The organism is Parachryseolinea silvisoli (assembly GCF_021190955.1).
Lineage (GTDB): Bacteria > Bacteroidota > Bacteroidia > Cytophagales > Cyclobacteriaceae > Ohtaekwangia > Ohtaekwangia silvisoli.
Window position 1 is genome coordinate 488,200 of the sequence record NZ_JAIOAO010000001.1, and the last position, 19,466, is coordinate 507,665.

Below are 19,466 nucleotides of genomic sequence, written 5' to 3' on the forward strand. Positions count from 1 at the left end.
TAAAATTATTACAGTGTGCGTGTGGGTCTTTTTATCGTAACAATTCCTGCGCACGCAGGCGTGTTTCTTTATCGGTTGTAACGTAATCCTCGTACGAGGGATTACCTATATAATCCATTTTTGCCAAACATTGTTCAACAATGTCTGACATTTCCAGAAAACCTACCTGTTCACGCAAAAAACCGGCCACGGCCACTTCGTTCGCTGCATTCAACACACAAGGCATATTGCCTCCGCGGTGCAGGGCATCAAACGCCAGTGCAAGATTACGAAAAGTTTCGGTATCGGGTTTTTCAAACGTCAGCGAGGGGTATGCCGCAAAATCGAAGCGTGGAAAGTCACTTTTAAGACGATGTGGGTAGGTCATCGCAAATTGGATCGGCAACCGCATGTCCGGCAACCCCAACTGCGCTTTCATAGAACCGTCTTCGAACTGCACGAATGAGTGAATGATGGATTGCGGGTGTACGACTACCTCGACTTGCGAAGGACTGAGGCCAAACAGCCATTTGGCTTCGATCACTTCCAGGCCTTTGTTCATGAGCGATGCGGAATCGATCGTAACCTTCGCCCCCATAGTCCAGTTGGGGTGTTTCAGCGCCTGTGCTTTGGTTACCGCGCCCAGTTGCGGCCGCAGATGGCCCCGGAAGGGCCCGCCAGACGCTGTCAGAATGATCTTTTCGATCTTGTTGTGGAACTCGCCCACCATGCATTGGAAAATAGCCGAATGCTCGGAATCTATCGGGTAAATGCTTACGCCTTTTTCCCGAGCCTGGCGCGTGACCAGGTCACCCGCGACAACCAGTGTTTCTTTGTTGGCCAGGGCGATGGTTTTGCCGGCCTCGATGGCCCGCAGCGTGGGACGCAGTCCGGAATATCCAACCAGTGCAGTTATGACCAGGTCGATCGTTTCCATCTGCACAATGTCGGCCAGGGCCTTTTCGCCCGCATAGACCTTAATGTCTTCGTTCGCAAGGGCCTGACGTACGAGCTCGTAGTGGTCTTCGTTGGTGATAACGACTGCATTTGGTTGAAACCGCCGGGCTTGTTCAATCAGAAGCGCAGCGTTGTTTTGCGCCGTGAGCACTTCTACCTGAAAAGCATCGGGATTTGCCGCAATTACATCCAAGGCCTGTGTACCGATAGAGCCGGTGGAGCCAAGAATGGCAATATTTTTTTTGTTACTCAACTGCACTAAAATTGATGATCCAGACGACCAGGCATATGCCGGTACGTTCTGCAAAAATACGCAAAGTTTGCTTATGACCGCGCGACAAACTTTTCTCCCAGCACATCAGCAATGTTGCGGTCGTTTGACAAGCGGGGTACCTTGTTCTGACCACCCAATTTTCCCAACGACTTCATGTATTCGATGAAAGCACTGCGCTGCAGTGGGGTAACAATAAGTGTACGCAAGATATTTCCAGTGATCAGGTCATCGTAATACACATTCAGGTTCCGCAATTGGTCGTCGAGCGCCTGCGCAAACGCCTCCAGATCCTTCGGGGGCTGTGCAAACTCTACCAGCCACTCGTGGTGCGGCAAACCGGTGGTGGGTGTTACTTGCGGGGCTACCGTAAATTCTACCAGGGCGGCTTCCGGGAATTTTTCCAGCGCATACTTCATGGCGCGCTCCACTTCTTCGCCGATGACGTGTTCGCCAAAGGCCGAGATAAAATGTTTGATGCGGCCGGTGACGACAATGCGGTATGGATCTTTTGATACAAACTTGACGGTATCGCCAATGGAGTAGCCCCACAAACCGGCGTTGCTATTGATGATCAACGCATAGTTCTTGCCAAGCTCTACCTCGCCAATGCTCAGGCGCGTAGGCGTTTCCGAAAAATAATCTTCTACGGGTATAAATTCAAAGAAGATGCCCGTATCTAACAACAGCAACAGGCCGGCTGTTGCTTGTGAATCCTGGTAGGCTATAAATCCTTCCGATGCGGGATATGTTTCGATCGAGTCTACTCGTTTGCCGATGGCCTCGAATAATTTGGCACGGTAAGGTTCAAAGTTTACACCACCATACACAAACACCGAGAAGTTGGGGAATATATCTTTTACCTTTTTGCCGGTGCGGGCCTGGATGCGGTCGAAATACATTTGTGCCCACGGCGGAATGCCCGAGATCAGGCGCATGTCGGCGGCCAACGTTTCGTCGACGATCTTGTCGAGCTTCTCTTCCCAATCGTCGATACAGTTTGTTTCATAACTGGGTTTCTGGTTGCCCCGCAGGTATGCGGGCACCTGGTGGTTGGAAATACCCGAAAGCCGACCGGTCTTGATGCCTGCTTTTTCTTCCAGCTCGGGACTGCCGGAAAGGAAGATCAGCCCGCCATCGAGAAAGGAGGCGTTGCCGGTTTCGTGCACGTAGCTCAGGACCGCGTTGCGGGCACTGTTGAAATGATTGGGGAGCGACGCTTTGGTGATGGGGATATATTTGATGCCCGAGGTCGTGCCGGAGGTCTTGGCGAAGTACGCCGGTTTGCCTTTCCAGAGCACATCGGGCTCACCGTGTACCACCCGCTCGACGTACGGCCGCAGGGCCTCATAGTCGCGTATAGGAACTTGTTTCTTGAAATCCTCGTATGTACGGATAGTACCAAAGCCGTGGTCCTTGCCAAAGGCAGTATGCGTTGCCTCGTCGATCAGGTACCGGAATACTTTTTGCTGTGAGGCAACCGGTGCAAGCGACCATTTCTTAGTCTGACGGGCAATATACGCGGCAAGCGGCCGTGCGAAAAATGAACGAATTCCCATAATGTGCAAAACTAAGAAAATTGGCCAAAGCGCATGAACAATGCGTATTTTTGCGCCACACGCTGAAACTTTTTACACACGCATATCATCTGTACCGAACGACAAAACCGATATTAATTTTCTATGAAGAACGTCCTGAAAATTGTCATCGTAGCTTTCCTGGCCGGATTTGGCGGCTCTTATGCTTTCTACGCCCTGATGGTGAAGCCCGGCTTGCAGACCCACGAGGCCGAAACGGCATTTACTTCCACCGAAAGCTACGACACTCCCCTTACCTATCACTTCTCCTCTTCCGCAGCGCCAACGGTAGCTATACCTAACGTAGACTTTAGCGTTGCCGCGGCCAGGGCTACGCAGAGCGTTGTATACATCAATAGTATTTCACAAGGTGCCTCCTACTCCTATTGGGATTGGTTCTTTAACCAGGGCAACAGCAACCGCACCCAGGTCAGCAGCGGTTCGGGTGTAATCTTTACGGCCGATGGGTATATCATTACCAACAATCACGTTGTAGAGACTGCCGAGCGTATCGAGGTGAACTATAACAAACGCACCTATCCGGCCGAACTCATTGGTACCGACCCTTCTACCGACCTGGCCGTGATCAAGATCCAACCAGAAGGCAATGATCTGCCGGCCGCTACGCTGGGTAGTTCCAAGAACGTGCAGGTGGGCGAATGGGTTATTGCCGTGGGAAACCCGTTTACGCTCTCCTCTACGGTAACGGCAGGTATCGTGAGTGCGAAAGGCCGCCGCATTGGGATCCTCGAAGACAAGTTCCCGATCGAATCCTTTATTCAGACCGATGCGGCCATCAACCCGGGTAACTCGGGTGGCGCGCTGGTCAACAAAGCCGGCGAGCTTGTCGGTATCAATTCGGCCATACTCTCCCGTACAGGTTCTTATACCGGTTACGCGTTCGCAATTCCCATCGACATTGCCAAGAAGGTATTCAATGACCTGGTAAAATACGGCGCACCCCAGAAGGCATTTCTGGGAACCAGCGTGGTGGAGTATAATTATGAAAATGCCAAGAAGTACGACCTGGCTACCAACGTAAAAACATTCAACGGTGTACTCGTGGAGCAACTCGACCGCGAAGGGCCCGCGATTAAGGCAGGCCTGAAGTTGGGAGATATCATTACGCGCATCGATACCATCAACATCAATTCACAGAGCGAGTTTGAAGAAGAGCTGAGCTATCACAATCCCGGTGATAAGATCACGATTACATACCTGCGGAGCAGCAAAGTCAATACGGCTACGCTCACGCTCATCAACCAAAACGGCAGTACGGAGATTATTAAACGCAAGATCCTGAACGATGGATCGCTGGGTGCGCAGCTTGAGTCCACACGCTATGGCGTGAAGGTGTTTAAGATGAAAGACACCAGCGTACTAAAGCGTATTGGTATACCAGAGAATTTCACCATTGTAGCGTTGAACCGCCAGCGTGTAAAAGACCCGGAGGAGGTAAGTGAGTTCTTCGCCAAGTACCGTGGGCGTGCCTATGTCTATGGTATCAACAGCTCCAAGCAGCAGATGGAAATACCGATCGATATTCGATAACGATCACAAGCGCCAGGTTTATTTGCCTGGCGCTTTTGTTTTGTTGTTTATTTGTTACGTGGCTTCGTATAAAAGTTCAGTAACGGAATATCTACCCCCACGAAAATGTACTGCCTTCGATTCGTACTGCTGGAAATCGTTGCTGCACCGCCCGAAATTTCCCGCAGGGCCGGACCTGCCTGCCACAGGTATCCGATCGATACCGGCCAGCGTGGAAGGCCGATTACTAAACCCGCACCGGGTGCAAATATATTTTGCAGCTTCAGCTCGGGCAGATCGGCTGTATTGTTGTCATCCAGGCGATACGATGCTACTGCACCGATATCTATAACCGACACAAAGGCTGTGACCGACGCTGTGTACACACGATGACTCACGGCAATGCCAACAGGCGCCGCAATGCCCCGCGTCGTTCCCCATCTATCCGTCGTCTTTTCAGCCAGGTACTCGCGGCCTGTGAAACCACCCAGATAGGCGTTCAGCGAAATATTCCAGTCGGCGCTCTTTTTGATTGACGCGCTGCCGGCAGGAAGTGCCACAGCTTCAATTGCTTCTGCTACCTGGTCAGCGCTTTCAGCTTGTACAATCGAGGCCATAAAGGCGCCGTAGCGCAATATCTTCTCCTTGTGCTCGTAGCTGTTGCTCAATGTATGATCGACAATGATGAAGATGTTGCTGATGGCTGATGCGTAGTTCTCCGCGCGAATGTTGTAATAGACGGAAATTGCCGACCTCAGAATGGTGGTCATATTTTGAAGCTGGGCCGGAGGTATGGTAATCTTAAAGGGCTCCCAGTTGACCAGCAATTGTACGGCATCGACGGAAGCGTTGAGGTACTGTACGTAGTTATCCGAAGTGAATTTTTCGTCTGCAGCTTTTTTGGTCCGGATGTCTTTTACCACCTGGTTTACTTCTGTACCTGCACTGACAATTGTTTCCAGGTAGGTATAATACCGCTGCGCATCCTCGGCTTTAATCAACGACGCGAACGATACGTTGTTTCCATTGATCGTAAACCTGATGTCTTCGAGAACACATTTCTGCAGGATCATGCCAAAGAACAATTTCAGCCGATTGGCATTCTTTAGCTCTTTCAGCTCAGTTCTGGTAACCCACACACGGTCGGCATCTTTGCTTCGCAGGCTGCTGGAAAAGATATCCGCCAGCAATACGGCATTGGATATGTTCGATACGTCCTGGAATTTGTCCGTCTGTTCATCTTCTGCTATCGCGTGAAGAATGTCGGCTATGTTTGCGCCTGCCTGGAGACTGTCCATGACAATGGTGGAGGCCACGTACAATATACTGAGCTCGTTCTTTTCAAAGAAATTCTCGATAGCAGCGAGCCGTTCCGTGCATTTTTTATTCCCGTCGAGGCACATGGCCGGGGTGAGCGTACGCAGGTTACGCAAGCCTGTGGGCAACGACATCAGGTCGGCTTGAAATCCCTCGCGTAAGGTTTGCAAGAACGAAGCATAATTGTACGCCTCGATGTTTTCAATGAACGAGGCCGTGTTCGGAAACAATACCTTCAGTTCCGGATACTTCTTCAAGTCGTCTTTAAAACCCTGGAAGAACGCGACGCTTAACTCTTCCTTCGATCGCTTGATTAGAAATTTTGCCAGGCCGTCGGCCAGGTTCGTAACATTCAGGCCACCGACGGCGGCCAAAGGCTGCCGCAAGGCACTCACCCCTGAACCGGGCGCATCTTCAAACTGGTCTTTCAACAAGGGGTTGGCATCCAGTAGCGCGACCGTGATGGCGGTGTTAGGCGCATAGAGTTCCCGCAGTACGTCTTTGGTGGGTTCGTCCAGGGGTATCTTGTGTGTTACAGCACTGCGTTGTGCCTCCAGGTATATCGCCTTGTAATACAGGCTTGTCTGTTGCGCAGAGCCGGTATGCGCCAGAAGCGTTAACATCACCCCCCATAGGTATATACAACTTTTCATATCGCAATCTGTTTAAATAATTCGATGCCGTTGACTAGTTTTTTTGTGGGCTGGTTGCCGATCACGGTAGCCGACACCTGCAATTTATGATGCAGGTCGACGGCATTCCAGCTGCCTTTGGTGCGTTTTAGATAGGCCACGGCTAACCCTGCAATACCCGCGATGATCGGGGCCGCATAACTGGTACCCGACTGTACATCCGGTGTTGGCGATTTTCCGATTGATTCGATGTCAATACCCGGCGCGTGCAACACGGTCTTATTACTCAGGATTGTTATCGGGCTCCAGTTCCCCGACAGATCGACCGCACCGACGGAGATACATTGATTAAAAGAAGCGGGGTATCGTTCACCCGGCAGTTGGGTTGAGCCCGCGTTACCGGCGGCCGCGAAGATCAATACGTTTTTATCTTTTATGATGTCGAGGTATTTTGCCTCCCACAGGCTTTTATCGGCATCGCTTAGCTCCGCGGCATAGCTGATGGAGATAATGTCGGCGCCCGCCCCGATCGCCCATTGTATACCTTGCAGAATAAAATCGAAGTTGCGTATCTCCCGGTTGATGCTGATTTTGGCAGATAGCAGTTTACTTTCCGGGGCTACCCCCAGTGAAAAGCGGCCATTTGCCCGCGCCCCTGCCAGCGACAGGCAGCGGCTGCCATGGCCCACGTTGCTTTGGTCTTCTTCCACCAGCGGAATGCCGGGGTATGCTTCCGGCGTAAGGATGATCTTCGAACTACCGATGGCGTTTACAATCTCCGGGACGGTGGCATTGTAGCCGGTGTCCAGTACAGCAATCGTCGCGCCCTGCCCACGTTCGCCGTAGGTATCCCAGATTTCGTTGATTTTAAGCATGTCAAACCAGGCGAACCGGGCCGGTGCCGGGGGAGCTGGTTGCGACTCATGTAAGATCGTATCGATCGTTCCGACGGGTCGTGCACCGCCGCCCCAATAATAGTTTCGGTTCCGGTCAACATACCACAGGGAATTACCCTGGATGTTTTGCCCGGTGGTTGCGCCCTCCACCTCTACCTGGTGGCCTGCCAGCAATACACCTACACGCGCCGAGCTTAGGTCCGGCCCCTGGCGGATGTTCAGGTTTCGTTTTGCTTCGATCTTCATGGTTATCCGACAGGCGTGGTAGAACTGTGTTCCGTCGACTTCAGGCCGGCATACGCGCCGCTGCTAATGCCCATCAGCATCAACAGGTTGTTGTCAAATTCCGGCATTTCAAAAATCACGATCACGTCGTAGCAGTATATCAGGCCGACGATGAGGGTGAACACCACCATCTGCAGGCGGTGCACACTGATGCCCTTCTCGTCGGAAAGAATGTCGATAAAGAACCCGTCGGTTTTATCATCGGTCAAGGCGTATAACGACTGACTGTTGTCAATGATCTTGGCGATGACCGAGGTGCCGCCGCTGATGCCCAACAGAATGAGTGTCGAGTTGGTCAGCACCGGCATTTCACCGGTGGAAATCCACAGGAAGATATAGGCCGAGGAGATCAGCATGAGCCAGAAGGTGAACTGCGTTCGTGCCAGACTGTAGGGTGGCCGGATGGTAGACGTACTGCTGGTATCACGTAACAAGTTCGAGCTGACCGAAAGCCAAATCAGCAACGCAAGCAGCAGGGCGATCAGCAAAATACCAAGCCAATACTGGGTTGACTGAATGATCACAACGTCTATCGTGGCCGTGGAGGGCACCGCGTGCTGACCTTTGATGCCTATGCTGATCTTTTTATCCTGCAAGATCCACTTGCGGGGTTTCTTGTAGAAAAATGCCCAGGCCTTGGCCTCGGGGTTATCGGAATTGTCGCTCTTTTCAAATTTGAACATAACCGTGGCGCTGTCGGCAAACTCGGCCACCAGGTCTTCAAACGGCACGTTGTCGATATATAATATAATCTTTTCCTCCCCTGCTTTTTTCTTGAGCGAATCGAGCTGCTCTACCGTCAGCTTCACGTAGTCGCGCCGGAACAGCCGCTGATCACCTTCACGCGACATGTTGTGAAATTCAGTGACGCGTTGCCCATAGGTAGCGGAAAAAACCAGGGACAGCACGACGAGGAATACAAAATTTCTATACTTCATAGAGAAGAATATGGTTAAAATAACAGCGCCCGTTCTTGCACCCGCCTTGGTTCAAGCGGCAGCAAAGACGGGCTGGTATCTAAAGTAAGCAACGTTCGACATTCTGCAACGTCTTGCGGGTTATTTTTTTGAGTTGCTTGTATATTTGTCATCATCATGACACGATTTACCCGGTAGAATGGCACGGGAGCGCCGCCCGGCATGCGGTATTTTGCCCTAAGTTTGGTCCATCAAACATTGCTTGTATGTATCCTAAAACCTTTGTTGTAATTTTATTCATCATCATGACGCATAACGCTTTGCAAGCCCAACAAAACACCGCCGGCCGGTATGCCACCGTCAACGGACTGAAGTTATATTACGAGCTTCACGGCACCGGCAAGCCCCTGGTGTTGTTGCACGGTGGCGGCTCCACCATTGAATCTAACTTCGCGCGTGTCCTGCCGGCCCTGGCCAGGACACACCAGGTGATTGCCATCGAGTTTCAGGCCCACGGCCATACTGCCGACATCGACCGGCCTTTCAGTTTTGAACAAGATGCGGACGACGTCGCTGCGCTCCTGCAACATCTGCACATCGAGAAGGCCGACATCCTGGGATTCAGCAACGGCGGCACTACTGCTTTGCAAGTTGCCATCCGGCATCCGAAGCAGGTCAATAAACTGGTGCTGGCATCCACGCTCTATAGACGCGACGGTATGCCCGCCGGCTTCTTTGAGGGTATGCAGCAGGCTACGCTCGAGCACATGCCTGCCCCCTTAAAAGAGGCCTACCGGAAAGTGAACTCCGACCCGCAGGGGCTGCAAAAGATGTTTACCCGCGACGCCACCCGGATGATCCATTTCCAGGATATCAGCGACGACCTCATCAAGGCTATCCACGCACCGGCGCTGGTCATCAACGGCGACACCGACGTAATACGTGCAGAGCATGCTTTGCTATTGTCGCGTATGCTGCCACACGCCGAGCTGGCCATCCTGCCGGGCGGCCACAGCGATTATATCGGTGAGATCTGCGCCGTAGATAAGAATAGCAAATTGCCTGATTTTGTTGTCATGATGATTGACACGTTCCTGGCGAAGTAACACGCATCTATACCTTTTTCTATTTTCATTGGCGTTCGGAATCCGAAACCTTGCTTTCGGATTCTGCATGGTCCGGAAAAGTGTTCGCTACGCAATTCCCTGATTGACAATCACATTCAGAAACGGCACACTAGTTGTCAAATGACGGCAATGCATGTCCTACCGAATTAATACAAAAGTATATGAATAGAATGCTGAATTTAAAGGTCGGCGATGTTGTACAACTGCCATCCGAAAATAAATTGATGACAGTGGAATCTGTCAAAGGCGATATCGTTCAATGTGTTTGGCTTGATCCGGGCCATACGGTCGTATACCATGAGTTTTCAATCGATGTGCTTATTCTCCCGCACACCAGTACCCTCTCGAAGAGGCCGGAAAATTACCCGATGGAAAACTAACCTATTATATCCCCGATCTGCAGAATAACCCATACCAGCGCATATAGAGGCCCTCTATGGCGGTATAGTGCGGGGTGCGTTTTATGATGCCGAATGATCCACTGACGGGCGTATACCAGGCCGGCCGTCACAACTACGGTAATTAATAGTACAAGCCAGTTCATGTGGGACGGAGTTAGTGTTTTATTAAAACGTAACAATCCGGTAGAAAGTTACGGACGGTTCAGCCAGGCAAGCCAATCGCCCACCCGATAGCGATATGCCAACCGGGCCTGTGATTGTGCTCCTTCCACAATCTTCCAGCATGTGAGCTCGTCAACAAATACCGGTTCCTCCAATCCTGCTCGTGTTGACGCCTTTCGGTAAAACGCCTGGCGGGAGGGGTGGTCGGGTGCACAGCCGTGCACTATACCACCAAAAGCTTCTGCCTCCAGAATGGCCAGGCAGAGCCCGGTACAATCCTCCTGGTGAATCAGGTTTACAGGTGCCCGGCCATTCGCCACGTCTTTTTTACCCGCAAAGAACCGTCCCGGATCACGCCCCGGTCCTACAAGGCCACCAAACCGGACAATGGTTGTGGTAAACGCAGTTTCAGCTTGCAGCATGTGCTCCACCGACAACAGTGTTTTGCCGGAGTCACTTTCCGGCGCGGGAGTGGTGTCCTCCTGAACATGACCATTTACGTCGCTGAAGACGGCCGTGGAGCTTATAAAAATTACATGCGGGATGTTGTATTGTTTCGCGAGCACCGCGATCCGGGCTATGGTCGCCTGATACTCGCCGGCCGGTGTTACGCTTGCGCGGGGCGGAATGGTAATGACCAATACATCGCAGTGAAAAAACGACGGCGTCACCGACAGCTCCTCTGACCGGATATGTACCAGAAACGGTTCAATACCCTGCTCCGCTAATACCGACAATTTACTTTCGGACGTAGTAGAACCTTTTACTCGATGACCATTCGCCACCAAGGCACTGGCAAAGTGCATTCCAAACCAGCCACACCCCACTATACTTACTATCATGATGCTAGTCGTGCAGAGGCCGTTTTTTGATCATGCCTCCTTTAATATCGTTTACACTGTTCTCTACTACGAAGGCCCCGGGATCGATCTTGGCAATTTCCGTTTTAAGCTTTTGCAGCTCGAGGCGCGTGATCACCGAATAGATCACATCCAGATCTTTCTCCCGATGACCGGTCTTGCCATAGCCACTCGTCCCTTTCAGGATCGTAACACCGCGCCCCATCTTTTCAGTAATGGCATCCTGGATCTCCCTGCTCTTTTCCGAAACGATCATCACGCTGGTATATTCCTCAATACCGTGGACAACAAAGTCGACAGTCTTGGACGCTACGAGGTATGTCAGAATCGCGTATAGCGCCACTTCAATATTGATCAGATAGGCGGCTACGGAAAATATAAGAATATTCAGGATAAGAATAATATCGCCTACGGTCAGCGTTGTCTTGCGACTGGTATAAATGGCCAACACCTCGGTGCCGTCGATGACCGACCCACCCCGTATGGAAAGGCCGATGCCGCAGCCTACAAAGAAGCCACCGAAGAAAGCTATCAGCAGGCGGTCGTGGGTAATGGCCGGGAATTCAATCCACGCCAGACAGATGGCGAGCGCCGTAATGGCCGCCAGTGTTTTAAAGGCAAATTTCTTCGATATCTGAGTGTAGCCGATGATGATAAAGGGAATGTTGAGCAGCACAACCAGATAGGACAGATCGATCCTGGTCAACAAGCTTGCCAGCAAGGAGATTCCCATCACGCCGCCGTCGAGGAAGTTGTTGGGCAGTAAAAAACCTTTTAGTCCGAAGCCGGCCGACAACACTCCCAGCGAGATGAAGAGTGTATCTTTTACCGTACGGATGGTGGAAATGCGCCGGTTGCGATGGGCTTTTAACTCATTTAAGCGTTCCGCTGAGGACATTGGTCAGATAGATATGGGCGAGAAAGATACAAAAAAAGCCGCCTCAACTTCTTGAGACGGCTTTACCAGGATTGTTTGGAAAAAGTCCTATACCGTTACGTGTTCGGCTTTGGTTTTCTTGTTCTTCTTCGTGCTGTTGCGGCCGCCTTTTACCGCTTCGTCGATAAACTTCTCTACCTTTTTCTTCTTTTTCTCTTCTCGTTTTAGAATCTCGGCGTAAGCTTCCGCCAACTTCTTGGCACTCCGGCCGATCAACTTTTTCACTTTCTTGGTCGCCTCCGGCAATTCCAAACGGCTCAAAGCCTCCTGTGTCGAATCTTCGATGAGGCTTCTAAGAGCCTTTTTCGATGTCTTATTCTTCTCCATAAATCATTCGTTGAACTTCAATTTACGGATTTATTACGGCAATGTTATCCAGTTTGCCAAAACTTAACATTGCCACACTCCTACGCTCTAAAAACCGTCGAATAAACGTCGTATTCGCATTTTTATTCGTATCGCAACGAATTGACGGGATTGGTTCCGGCGGCTTTGATGGACTGGTAGCCTACTGTTACCCAGGCAATGGTGATGGCGGCAAGACCACTGCCGACGAAGATCAGCGGACTAATCTCTACGCGATATTCAAAGCCTTGTAACCAGTTGGAGGCAATGTACCAACCGGCCAGCGCCGCCGGTACAAAGGCAATTAACACGAGCCGCGTGAATTCCTTCGACAACAGCACGATCAGGCTGGGCATAGAGGCGCCCATGGCCTTGCGTATACCGATCTCCTTGGTGCGCTGCTCGGCGGTAAAGGCGGCCAACGCAAACAGGCCGAGACAGGCAATAAAGATGGCCAATGCCGAGAACACGCCAAACACCTGCCCCATCCTTTGCTCCGAGCGGAACAGGCGGTCGAAGTTCTGATCCATAAAAGAATATTGGATCGGCTCATTTTCGGTCTGTGTCTTCCAAAGCTTTTCAATCGTTGCGATGGCTTTGGTGGGATCGCCCTCATACCGCACCATCAGCCTGCCTGCCGTACGGGTAAAGCGAATGGCCAGCGGACGCACCTTGTCGCGCAATGACTCGAAATTGAAATCTTTATACACACCGATTACTTTGAGGCGCTCGAGCCCATCCTCGTTATCGTTGTACAAAATCTCCTCCTCCAGCGGTTTTTCAAATCCAAACTCTTTCACTGCCGCTTCATTCAGTACAATGCCCAGGGTATCGGCCGGTGAATCGGGAGAAAAGAACCGGCCCTCTTTCATTTCAAACCGCATGGTGCGTTGGTTATCGACATCCGCATAATAAACACCCATGATGTGGTCTTGCTCGCTGCCGGATGCTTTAAAGACAGTCGTGTTGTTTACACCGGGAAAGTTGTTGTTGGTAAAGCTGGCATCTAGTATACCGGTTTGTTCCAACAGCGTGTTTTTAAAAGATACCTGGTTCTTTTCAAGCTTCCAGGCGTTGTTGATGATCAGCAGGTTGTGTTTGTCCATGCCCAGATTACGCTCCTGCATGAAGGTGATCTGCTGATATACCACAATGGTGAAGATGATCAGGAAGATGGACAGTGCAAATTGGAACACAACCAACGAGCTACGGACTCCCTTGCTGCGCATGCCGCTACGCACCTTGCCTTTTAATACCTCCACCGGACTGAACGACGTTAGATAAAACGCCGGATAGCTGCCGGCAATAAACCCCACCAACACAATCAACGCAAGCGCGCTCGCGATGAACGTTGGGGTGTACAGCAATTCCATTTGAAGTGTCTTTCCTGCCAGCAGATTGAACGACGGCAACAACAGGTAACATGCGGCCAGGGCCATTATCACCGCTACGGCACTGTACAATAGCGACTCCGACAGGAATTGCCGCACCAGTTGCCCGCGCAGGGATCCCAGCGTCTTGCGCAGTCCTACTTCTTTCGCCCGGCCGGCGGATCGAGCCGTGGACAGGTTCATAAAATTAATACAGGCGATGACAATAATGAATGCGCCAACACCACCAAAGAAGTATACATACAGCAGGTTTCCGACAGGCTCGATCTCATGTTGCATGGTCGACCGCAGGTGAATGTCTGGAACAGCGATGGTCGTATACCCAAACACCCCGCCTTCGGCTTCCAGCTGTTTCATGGTCTTGCCCAAGAAACGTTCCATCTCTGGGCCTACGTGGCGTTCGGCCAGTCCCCGGAGCTTGGCCTGCACGGCCTCAATCGAAGCGCCCTTGTGCAGCACCAAATAGGTATATAAGCTATTGTTCAACCACATGCTCTTTCGCAGGAAGTCTGCCGAGCTGGCGGAGAGCAGAACATTAAAGACCAGGTGTGAGTTGGTGGGTGCATTTTCGCAGACGCCCGTCACCTTAAACGTTTCGTTTTCATTGCCGATCACAACCATCTTGCCCAGCGCTGGCTCTTCACCAAAGTATTTATGCGCAACGTCCTCCGTCATGACGATCGAACGAGGCTCTTTCAACGCCGTCCTGGCATCTCCAAGCAACAGTTTGTAGCTAAAGAATTGAAAGAAATTAGAGTCGGCATAAAACATCTTGTCTTCAATGAAGGCAATGTCTCCATATTTGATCGACGATTGTCCGTAGGCGTCAATACGGGTGGCTTCTTCTACTTCCGGTATCTCGGCCACCAGGGCTGCGGCCATGGGCGGACATGTCGTCGACGTATGGATGTCCTGGCCGCTGATCTTGCCAAACAGGTTTACACGATACATGTGGTCCGCCCTGGCATGAAAGCGGTCGTAGCTCAGCTCGTCTGAGATGTACAGGAAGATGAGCATACAGGCGGTAATGCCTGTCGTCATGCCAAAGATGTTGATCGCGGAAAAGAACTTGTGTTTGTTCATGTTCCGGATCGCCACGAGGAAGTAGTTTCTAAACATACGGTATGAAATTAAGATCGTGCGGAGTTTTCTTTATCTGACGCCGTTCCCCACCCCCATGTTACCGAATGCGTTGTCTTTTTTATTCATCACGCAGTGTCGACACAGGGTTCATGGATGCAGCACTGAATACTTTGTAGCCAATGGCCAAAGTCGACAGCATAAACATGAGTATGACAGAAATAAAGAATGTATACGAACCTGCAGGCAGGTAATATTTCCAAATGCTTGACATGAGCATGTCGACGAGAAACGCCCCCATCAGACACCCCGCCACCGACGCTATCAGCAGAATAATGATAAACTCGGTATTGATAATACGTGCGATGTTGCCGATCGAAGCACCGAGCACTTTGCGTACGCCGATCTCCTTCATTTTGCGAATGATGTTCAATGACACCAGGGTAAAAAGCCCTGTCACCGAAAGCCCCATGGCCACGAGGCCGAGGAAGGCAAACATTTTGACGATGTTGTCATTTACCGTTAACGACTCTTTCATTTCCTCGTTCAGGTAGCGTCCGGTATATAGGCGGTTTGGAAATATCTGTTTCCATTCCTGTTCCATCGATGCGTTGACGGCGATCAGCTTCTCCACTGGGGCACTGACGATCACGTGTGTATAGTTTTCGGGAGCCGTGTAGCGGATCATCATCGGCTGCGCTTTATCCCAAAGCCCGTCCGTGTAGACGTTTTTAGCAACGCCCACGACGTATAACTTCACGGTGTCATGCCAAAGTATTGTTTTGCCCAGCGGTTTGTCCCAGGAAAAGACCTTAGCAAATTCTTCGGTAATGATGACCGACTCGCGGCGATCGGTCTCGGAGTCTTTCTGAAAGTCACGTCCTTCCAGGAGTGTCAGTCCCATGGCTTGCAGGTAGCCGTCGCCGACGTCGATGATGTCGACGTCGTGCTCACGTGACTCATGTTTTACAGGGTCTCTGTAGCGCGAAGAGAAAACACTGTGCTTGGAACCGGCCACGGCCAGAATATCTTTGTTTCGTACGATGGCATGATGAAACGTCTCGTATTCCTGTCCGTTGCTTACGTATACGATCATGACACCTTGCTGATCAAAGCCGAGGTCGAAGTCGCGTTGATAGCGGGAGTTTTCATAAAAGGCAAAAGAACCGATGATGGCCAGTAGCGAAATGGCATATTGCAGACACAGCAGTATGCGGGTAAAGTAATTTGTCCCGCCAAACTTCTGCTTTCCCTTCAGGATGCCGACGGGCTCAAAGCTACTGATGTAAAAGGCGGGGTAACTGCCTGACAGCAGGCCGGTAAAGAACAGAACGCCGATCATAAAGATTAGAAAGCCCGGTGCGTCGAGATAATGCGACGTGAGCTTCATTTCCACCCACAGCGAGTTCCAGGCCGATAACAGCACCTCCCCCAGTAACATGCCGATGATCAGCGCCAGGAAGCAAATGAAAAGGGTCTCGCCAATAAACTGGAGGATCAGCTGGGCGCGCATGCTACCCATCACTTTGCGAATGCCAATCTCTTTCAGCCGGCGCGAAGATATCGCGATCGATGTATTGGTCATGTTGAAGCAAGCGATCAGCAGGATCAACACCGCCATGATCGAGGGTGTAACGACTGCCGCGGGGGAGTTGGAATTTTGGAGCGTGTCGGCCCACCGCTCATTTTGCACATCGCGTTGCGCCATGCCTACAAAAGGATCAAGCACATATTCTGTGACTTGAAAATCTTCGCGCACCTTGTTGTTGTTTTCCCGGTAGGGTTGCAGCTGCTGACGTACAACACCAACTCGAGAAGGGTCTTTGATCTGTACGAACAGCACCGTGTTATGATGCCAGTCGTTCTCTGTTACTTCGTTTGCATCATCAAAGTAATTGTCGTAATGCATGTACGACTGCGCTTGAAAGCTGGAGTTGTCCGGCTGATCCCGAAACACGCCCCCTACTGTAAATTCTTTCAGCTGCTCCCGCACCACCTGGGTAAGTTGACGCCCCACGACATCTGCGCTACCAAAAAGCGTTTTAGCCATCTCTTCGCTGATCAGCACTGTCGATTTATCTTTCAGGACATCGGCCCGACCATAGATAAAATCAAAGGAGAACATATTGAAGAACTCGGGATCGACGTAACGGACCCGGCCCGGAAAGAGGTTGTCGTCGACTTTAAAATTTGTCCACGAGCGGTTAAGACGCGTTACCTGATCTACATCCGGCATATTTTGTCGAATGGCACTGGCCAATGGAATGTTAACGACGGTATGGAGCTCTGTCGTCCCGTCAAACTTCCGAAGGGGGCTAACACGGTAAATCTCGCCCGCGTTTACATGGTTTTTATTAAATGTATGATCGTACTCCCAATTAAAATAAGCGACAATGCTACAGGCTATGCCGATGGCCAGTCCAAAGATGTTGATGAAGATAAAGAACTTGTTCTTCATCATGCTCCGCAGGGTGATGAGCAGATAATTTTTTATCATATATGGTGGGGTGTTTTACGGTATTTGCTTTTCTAAGACTCCCGCTCCCTGTCGGGAGTTGCATGCCGTGGCAAAAATATACTTGCCTGCATGCCCCCTCTCCTGCTGCACGATAGGCATAACGATCCTAACCACATGTTTATGTCGGCAGGTAAATAATAGCACCGCCCCGGTGGGGCAGTGCTATGGTATGTTATCCATTAGATATGGAAGTGCTCTTTGATGTTCTCTGTTACGACTTTACCGTCGAACAGGTTGATGATGCGGTGTGCATAGTTCGCGTCGTACGGCGAGTGAGTCACCATTACGATCGTTGTTCCTTCTTCGTTCAGCTGTGACAACAGTTTCATTACTTCTTCGCCGTTGGCCGAGTCCAGGTTACCGGTCGGCTCATCGGCGAGGATTACTCTGGGTTTTGCCACAATCGCGCGGGAAATAGCCACACGCTGCTGTTGACCACCCGACAGTTGTTGCGGGAAGTGGTTGCGGCGGTGCATAATGTTCATACGCTCCAGCACTTCTTCTACACGCTGTTTGCGTTCAGACGACGGCACCTTCATGTACAACAGCGGCAACTCTACGTTTTCGAATACGGTCAGCTCGTCGATCAGGTTGAAGCTCTGGAACACAAAACCGATCGAACCTTTGCGAAGCTGCGCACGCTGGCGTTCAGAATACCTGGCCACTTCGTGCTCGCCAAAATGATACTCCCCGCCGGAAGGATTGTCCAGCAGACCGAGGATGTTGAGCAACGTCGATTTTCCACAACCGGAAGGGCCCATGATGGCAACGAATTCGCCCTCTTTGATTTCCAGGTTAATGCTGTTCAACGCGGTAGTTTCCACTTCTTCTGTGGTGTAAACTTTTTCAAGGTTCTTGAGTTTAATCATGGCTAGGAGATTTTCAGGATTATATTGTAAGATGGAGAATTGACTGTATAGGTTGCATGCTGTTGCATGTATACTTCAATTTTTTTTAATGGTTACGCTTATTTGTTAGTTCAGTAACAGCACTTCGTTGTCGCCAAAGTTCTCGTACGACGAGGTAATTACCCTGTCCCCCGGCTTCAACCCCTCCAGCACCTCGTAATTCTCGGTATTCTTGCGCCCCAGCTTGATGTCGCGGCGTACGGCCTGATCCTCGCCGTCGAGCACGAATACCCAGTTGCCACCGGTATCTTTGTAGAATCCACCCACCGGCAGCAGCAGCTGTTCGGATGACTGGCCCAGCTCGATGCGCAGACGCAGGGACTGGCCGCGGCGAATGCCCGGAGGCGTGTCGCCGGTAAAGTGCATGTCTACTTCAAACCGGCCGGCCGTCACACCCGGATACACGTACGTGATCTCCAGGGCGTAATCCTTGTTGTTAAAGGAAGTAGTGGCCTTCAGCCCGGTCATAATACGGGGCAGGTACAATTCGTCGATGGGCACCCGTACCTTGTAGCTTCCCAGGATGTCGACCTGGCCCAGGCGTTGACCTGGTGTTACGTTCTGACCCGCATCGAGCTGCGGCCGCGACAGTTGGCCGTCGATGGGGGCGCGGATCACCAGGTTATCCAGGATCTTACCTACACCTTCCAGATTTTGACTCATGCGGTTCTCCGCAATCTTGATCTCCCGCAGCTGGCGAATCCGGTCTACGGAGTCGGACCGGTATACCTCATAGGTAATGCGACGGCGCTCGATATTGTACCGGTAGTCGGCCTCTGTTTTTTCAAATGCCTGCTTCGAGATCAACTTTTTCTCAAACAGCTGTTTTTCACGTCTGTACTGGGGCTCCAGCACCGCCAGCATATTATCAATCAATGCCAGCGTCTGGCGTTGCTCCAGGTCGTTTCGGGTAATGCCCAGGCGGGTATCGCGGTTACGGTTGATACTTTCGCTCAGCTGTGCCTCCTGTCCTAATACCGACAACTCGGTGTTCAGGTTGCTCAGCTCGAGGATTACGTCGCCGGCTTTCAGCATGGCACCACTTTCGGCCACCACACGTTTGATGGTCCCGCCTTCGACTGCATCGAGATATACGGTGCGGCTCGGCTCTACGGTACCGGTTTGCGGAATGAACTCCTGGAACACACCCCGTTGTACGCTCGAGATCGTGATCTTATCTTTTTCCACCTTCACACGCGAGCGTCGGTCTGCAAAAATGAACTGGTACCCAATGAACAGTACGAACACAGCGATGCCACCATAAGTCGCGATGCGTTTCAACGTCCATTTTTTCTTGACAATCTTTTTATCCATGCTGGTTCAGTTAAGGCTGCCCGTAGGCAACGTTATCTGCCTAAAGCCAACAAGCGTGCCAA

14 protein-coding genes are annotated in these 19,466 nt (G+C 51.2%); 2 read left to right on the forward strand and 12 right to left on the reverse strand.

Going from position 1 to position 19,466, the window contains the following annotated elements:
- Positions 1–31: 31 nt before the first annotated feature.
- Both K7P01_RS02055 and K7P01_RS02060 read right to left on the reverse strand, forming a co-directional pair.
- Positions 32–1,189, reverse strand: coding sequence for a 1-deoxy-D-xylulose-5-phosphate reductoisomerase (locus K7P01_RS02055; protein WP_267289320.1), 1,158 nt, complete (start codon positions 1,187–1,189; stop codon positions 32–34).
- Between the two features lie 71 nt (positions 1,190–1,260).
- Positions 1,261–2,766: a GH3 auxin-responsive promoter family protein gene (locus K7P01_RS02060; protein ID WP_267289321.1), complete on the reverse strand. Its 1,506-nt coding sequence runs from the start codon at positions 2,764–2,766 to the stop codon at positions 1,261–1,263.
- 123 nt (positions 2,767–2,889) lie between these two features.
- Here K7P01_RS02060 and K7P01_RS02065 point away from each other — a divergent pair, with 123 nt between their 5' ends.
- The gene (locus K7P01_RS02065; RefSeq protein ID WP_267289322.1) at positions 2,890–4,335 is read left to right on the forward strand and encodes a S1C family serine protease; all 1,446 of its coding nucleotides are present in this window, start codon (positions 2,890–2,892) and stop codon (positions 4,333–4,335) included.
- A gap of 47 nt (positions 4,336–4,382) precedes the next feature.
- Here the strand turns inward: K7P01_RS02065 and K7P01_RS02070 are convergent, their stop codons facing one another.
- The 3 genes from K7P01_RS02070 to K7P01_RS02080 are packed head-to-tail and all read right to left on the reverse strand — an operon-like array spanning position 4,383 to position 8,382.
- Positions 4,383–6,284, reverse strand: a complete 1,902-nt coding sequence (locus K7P01_RS02070; RefSeq protein WP_267289323.1) for a hypothetical protein — start codon at positions 6,282–6,284, stop codon at positions 4,383–4,385.
- The gene (locus K7P01_RS02075) at positions 6,281–7,405 is read right to left on the reverse strand and encodes a S8 family serine peptidase (protein ID WP_267289325.1); all 1,125 of its coding nucleotides are present in this window, start codon (positions 7,403–7,405) and stop codon (positions 6,281–6,283) included. Before K7P01_RS02075 ends, K7P01_RS02070 begins: the two co-directional genes overlap by 4 nt.
- 2 nt (positions 7,406–7,407) lie before the next feature.
- Entirely contained in the window at positions 7,408–8,382 is a 975-nt protein-coding gene (locus K7P01_RS02080) for a hypothetical protein (RefSeq protein WP_267289327.1), read from the reverse strand.
- 245 nt (positions 8,383–8,627) lie between these two features.
- Between K7P01_RS02080 and K7P01_RS02085 the strand changes: the two genes are divergently transcribed.
- On the forward strand, positions 8,628–9,467 hold the full coding sequence (locus K7P01_RS02085; protein ID WP_267289329.1) for an alpha/beta fold hydrolase: 840 nt from the start codon (positions 8,628–8,630) through the stop codon (positions 9,465–9,467).
- A gap of 613 nt (positions 9,468–10,080) precedes the next feature.
- On the opposite strand, the gene K7P01_RS02090 is transcribed toward K7P01_RS02085, so the two are convergent.
- The 7 genes from K7P01_RS02090 to K7P01_RS02120 form a co-directional block, all read right to left on the reverse strand.
- Positions 10,081–10,893, reverse strand: coding sequence for an SDR family oxidoreductase (locus K7P01_RS02090; protein WP_267289331.1), 813 nt, complete (start codon positions 10,891–10,893; stop codon positions 10,081–10,083).
- Between the two features lie 4 nt (positions 10,894–10,897).
- Positions 10,898–11,809, reverse strand: a complete 912-nt coding sequence (locus K7P01_RS02095) for a YitT family protein (protein ID WP_267289333.1) — start codon at positions 11,807–11,809, stop codon at positions 10,898–10,900.
- 87 nt (positions 11,810–11,896) lie between these two features.
- Positions 11,897–12,175, reverse strand: a complete 279-nt coding sequence (locus K7P01_RS02100) for a hypothetical protein (RefSeq protein WP_267289335.1) — start codon at positions 12,173–12,175, stop codon at positions 11,897–11,899.
- A gap of 122 nt (positions 12,176–12,297) precedes the next feature.
- The gene (locus K7P01_RS02105; protein ID WP_267289337.1) at positions 12,298–14,703 is read right to left on the reverse strand and encodes an ABC transporter permease; all 2,406 of its coding nucleotides are present in this window, start codon (positions 14,701–14,703) and stop codon (positions 12,298–12,300) included.
- Between the two features lie 82 nt (positions 14,704–14,785).
- Entirely contained in the window at positions 14,786–17,161 is a 2,376-nt protein-coding gene (locus K7P01_RS02110) for an ABC transporter permease (protein WP_267289339.1), read from the reverse strand.
- 200 nt (positions 17,162–17,361) lie between these two features.
- Complete coding sequence (locus tag K7P01_RS02115; RefSeq protein WP_254084882.1) at positions 17,362–18,051, reverse strand: ABC transporter ATP-binding protein; 690 nt, start codon at positions 18,049–18,051, stop codon at positions 17,362–17,364.
- A gap of 105 nt (positions 18,052–18,156) precedes the next feature.
- Positions 18,157–19,404 (reverse strand): efflux RND transporter periplasmic adaptor subunit, encoded by a 1,248-nt coding sequence (locus tag K7P01_RS02120; RefSeq protein ID WP_267289343.1) that lies wholly within the window; start codon positions 19,402–19,404, stop codon positions 18,157–18,159.
- Positions 19,405–19,466 lie beyond the last annotated feature (62 nt).

What these genes read in the sequence shown, in the direction of transcription:
- K7P01_RS02105 (WP_267289337.1), bottom strand. Translation starts at nt 14,703, where the DNA reads ATGTTTAGAAACTACTTCCTCGTGGCGATCCGGAACATGAACAAACAC.
- K7P01_RS02075 (WP_267289325.1), bottom strand. Translation starts at nt 7,405, where the DNA reads ATGAAGATCGAAGCAAAACGAAACCTGAACATCCGCCAGGGGCCGGAC.
- K7P01_RS02115 (WP_254084882.1), bottom strand. Translation starts at nt 18,051, where the DNA reads ATGATTAAACTCAAGAACCTTGAAAAAGTTTACACCACAGAAGAAGTG.
- K7P01_RS02100 (WP_267289335.1), bottom strand. Translation starts at nt 12,175, where the DNA reads ATGGAGAAGAATAAGACATCGAAAAAGGCTCTTAGAAGCCTCATCGAA.
- K7P01_RS02120 (WP_267289343.1), bottom strand. Translation starts at nt 19,404, where the DNA reads ATGGATAAAAAGATTGTCAAGAAAAAATGGACGTTGAAACGCATCGCG.
- K7P01_RS02060 (WP_267289321.1), bottom strand. Translation starts at nt 2,766, where the DNA reads ATGGGAATTCGTTCATTTTTCGCACGGCCGCTTGCCGCGTATATTGCC.
- K7P01_RS02070 (WP_267289323.1), bottom strand. Translation starts at nt 6,284, where the DNA reads ATGAAAAGTTGTATATACCTATGGGGGGTGATGTTAACGCTTCTGGCG.
- K7P01_RS02090 (WP_267289331.1), bottom strand. Translation starts at nt 10,893, where the DNA reads ATGATAGTAAGTATAGTGGGGTGTGGCTGGTTTGGAATGCACTTTGCC.
- K7P01_RS02065 (WP_267289322.1), top strand. Translation starts at nt 2,890, where the DNA reads ATGAAGAACGTCCTGAAAATTGTCATCGTAGCTTTCCTGGCCGGATTT.
- K7P01_RS02080 (WP_267289327.1), bottom strand. Translation starts at nt 8,382, where the DNA reads ATGAAGTATAGAAATTTTGTATTCCTCGTCGTGCTGTCCCTGGTTTTT.
- K7P01_RS02085 (WP_267289329.1), top strand. Translation starts at nt 8,628, where the DNA reads ATGTATCCTAAAACCTTTGTTGTAATTTTATTCATCATCATGACGCAT.
- K7P01_RS02110 (WP_267289339.1), bottom strand. Translation starts at nt 17,161, where the DNA reads ATGATAAAAAATTATCTGCTCATCACCCTGCGGAGCATGATGAAGAAC.
- K7P01_RS02095 (WP_267289333.1), bottom strand. Translation starts at nt 11,809, where the DNA reads ATGTCCTCAGCGGAACGCTTAAATGAGTTAAAAGCCCATCGCAACCGG.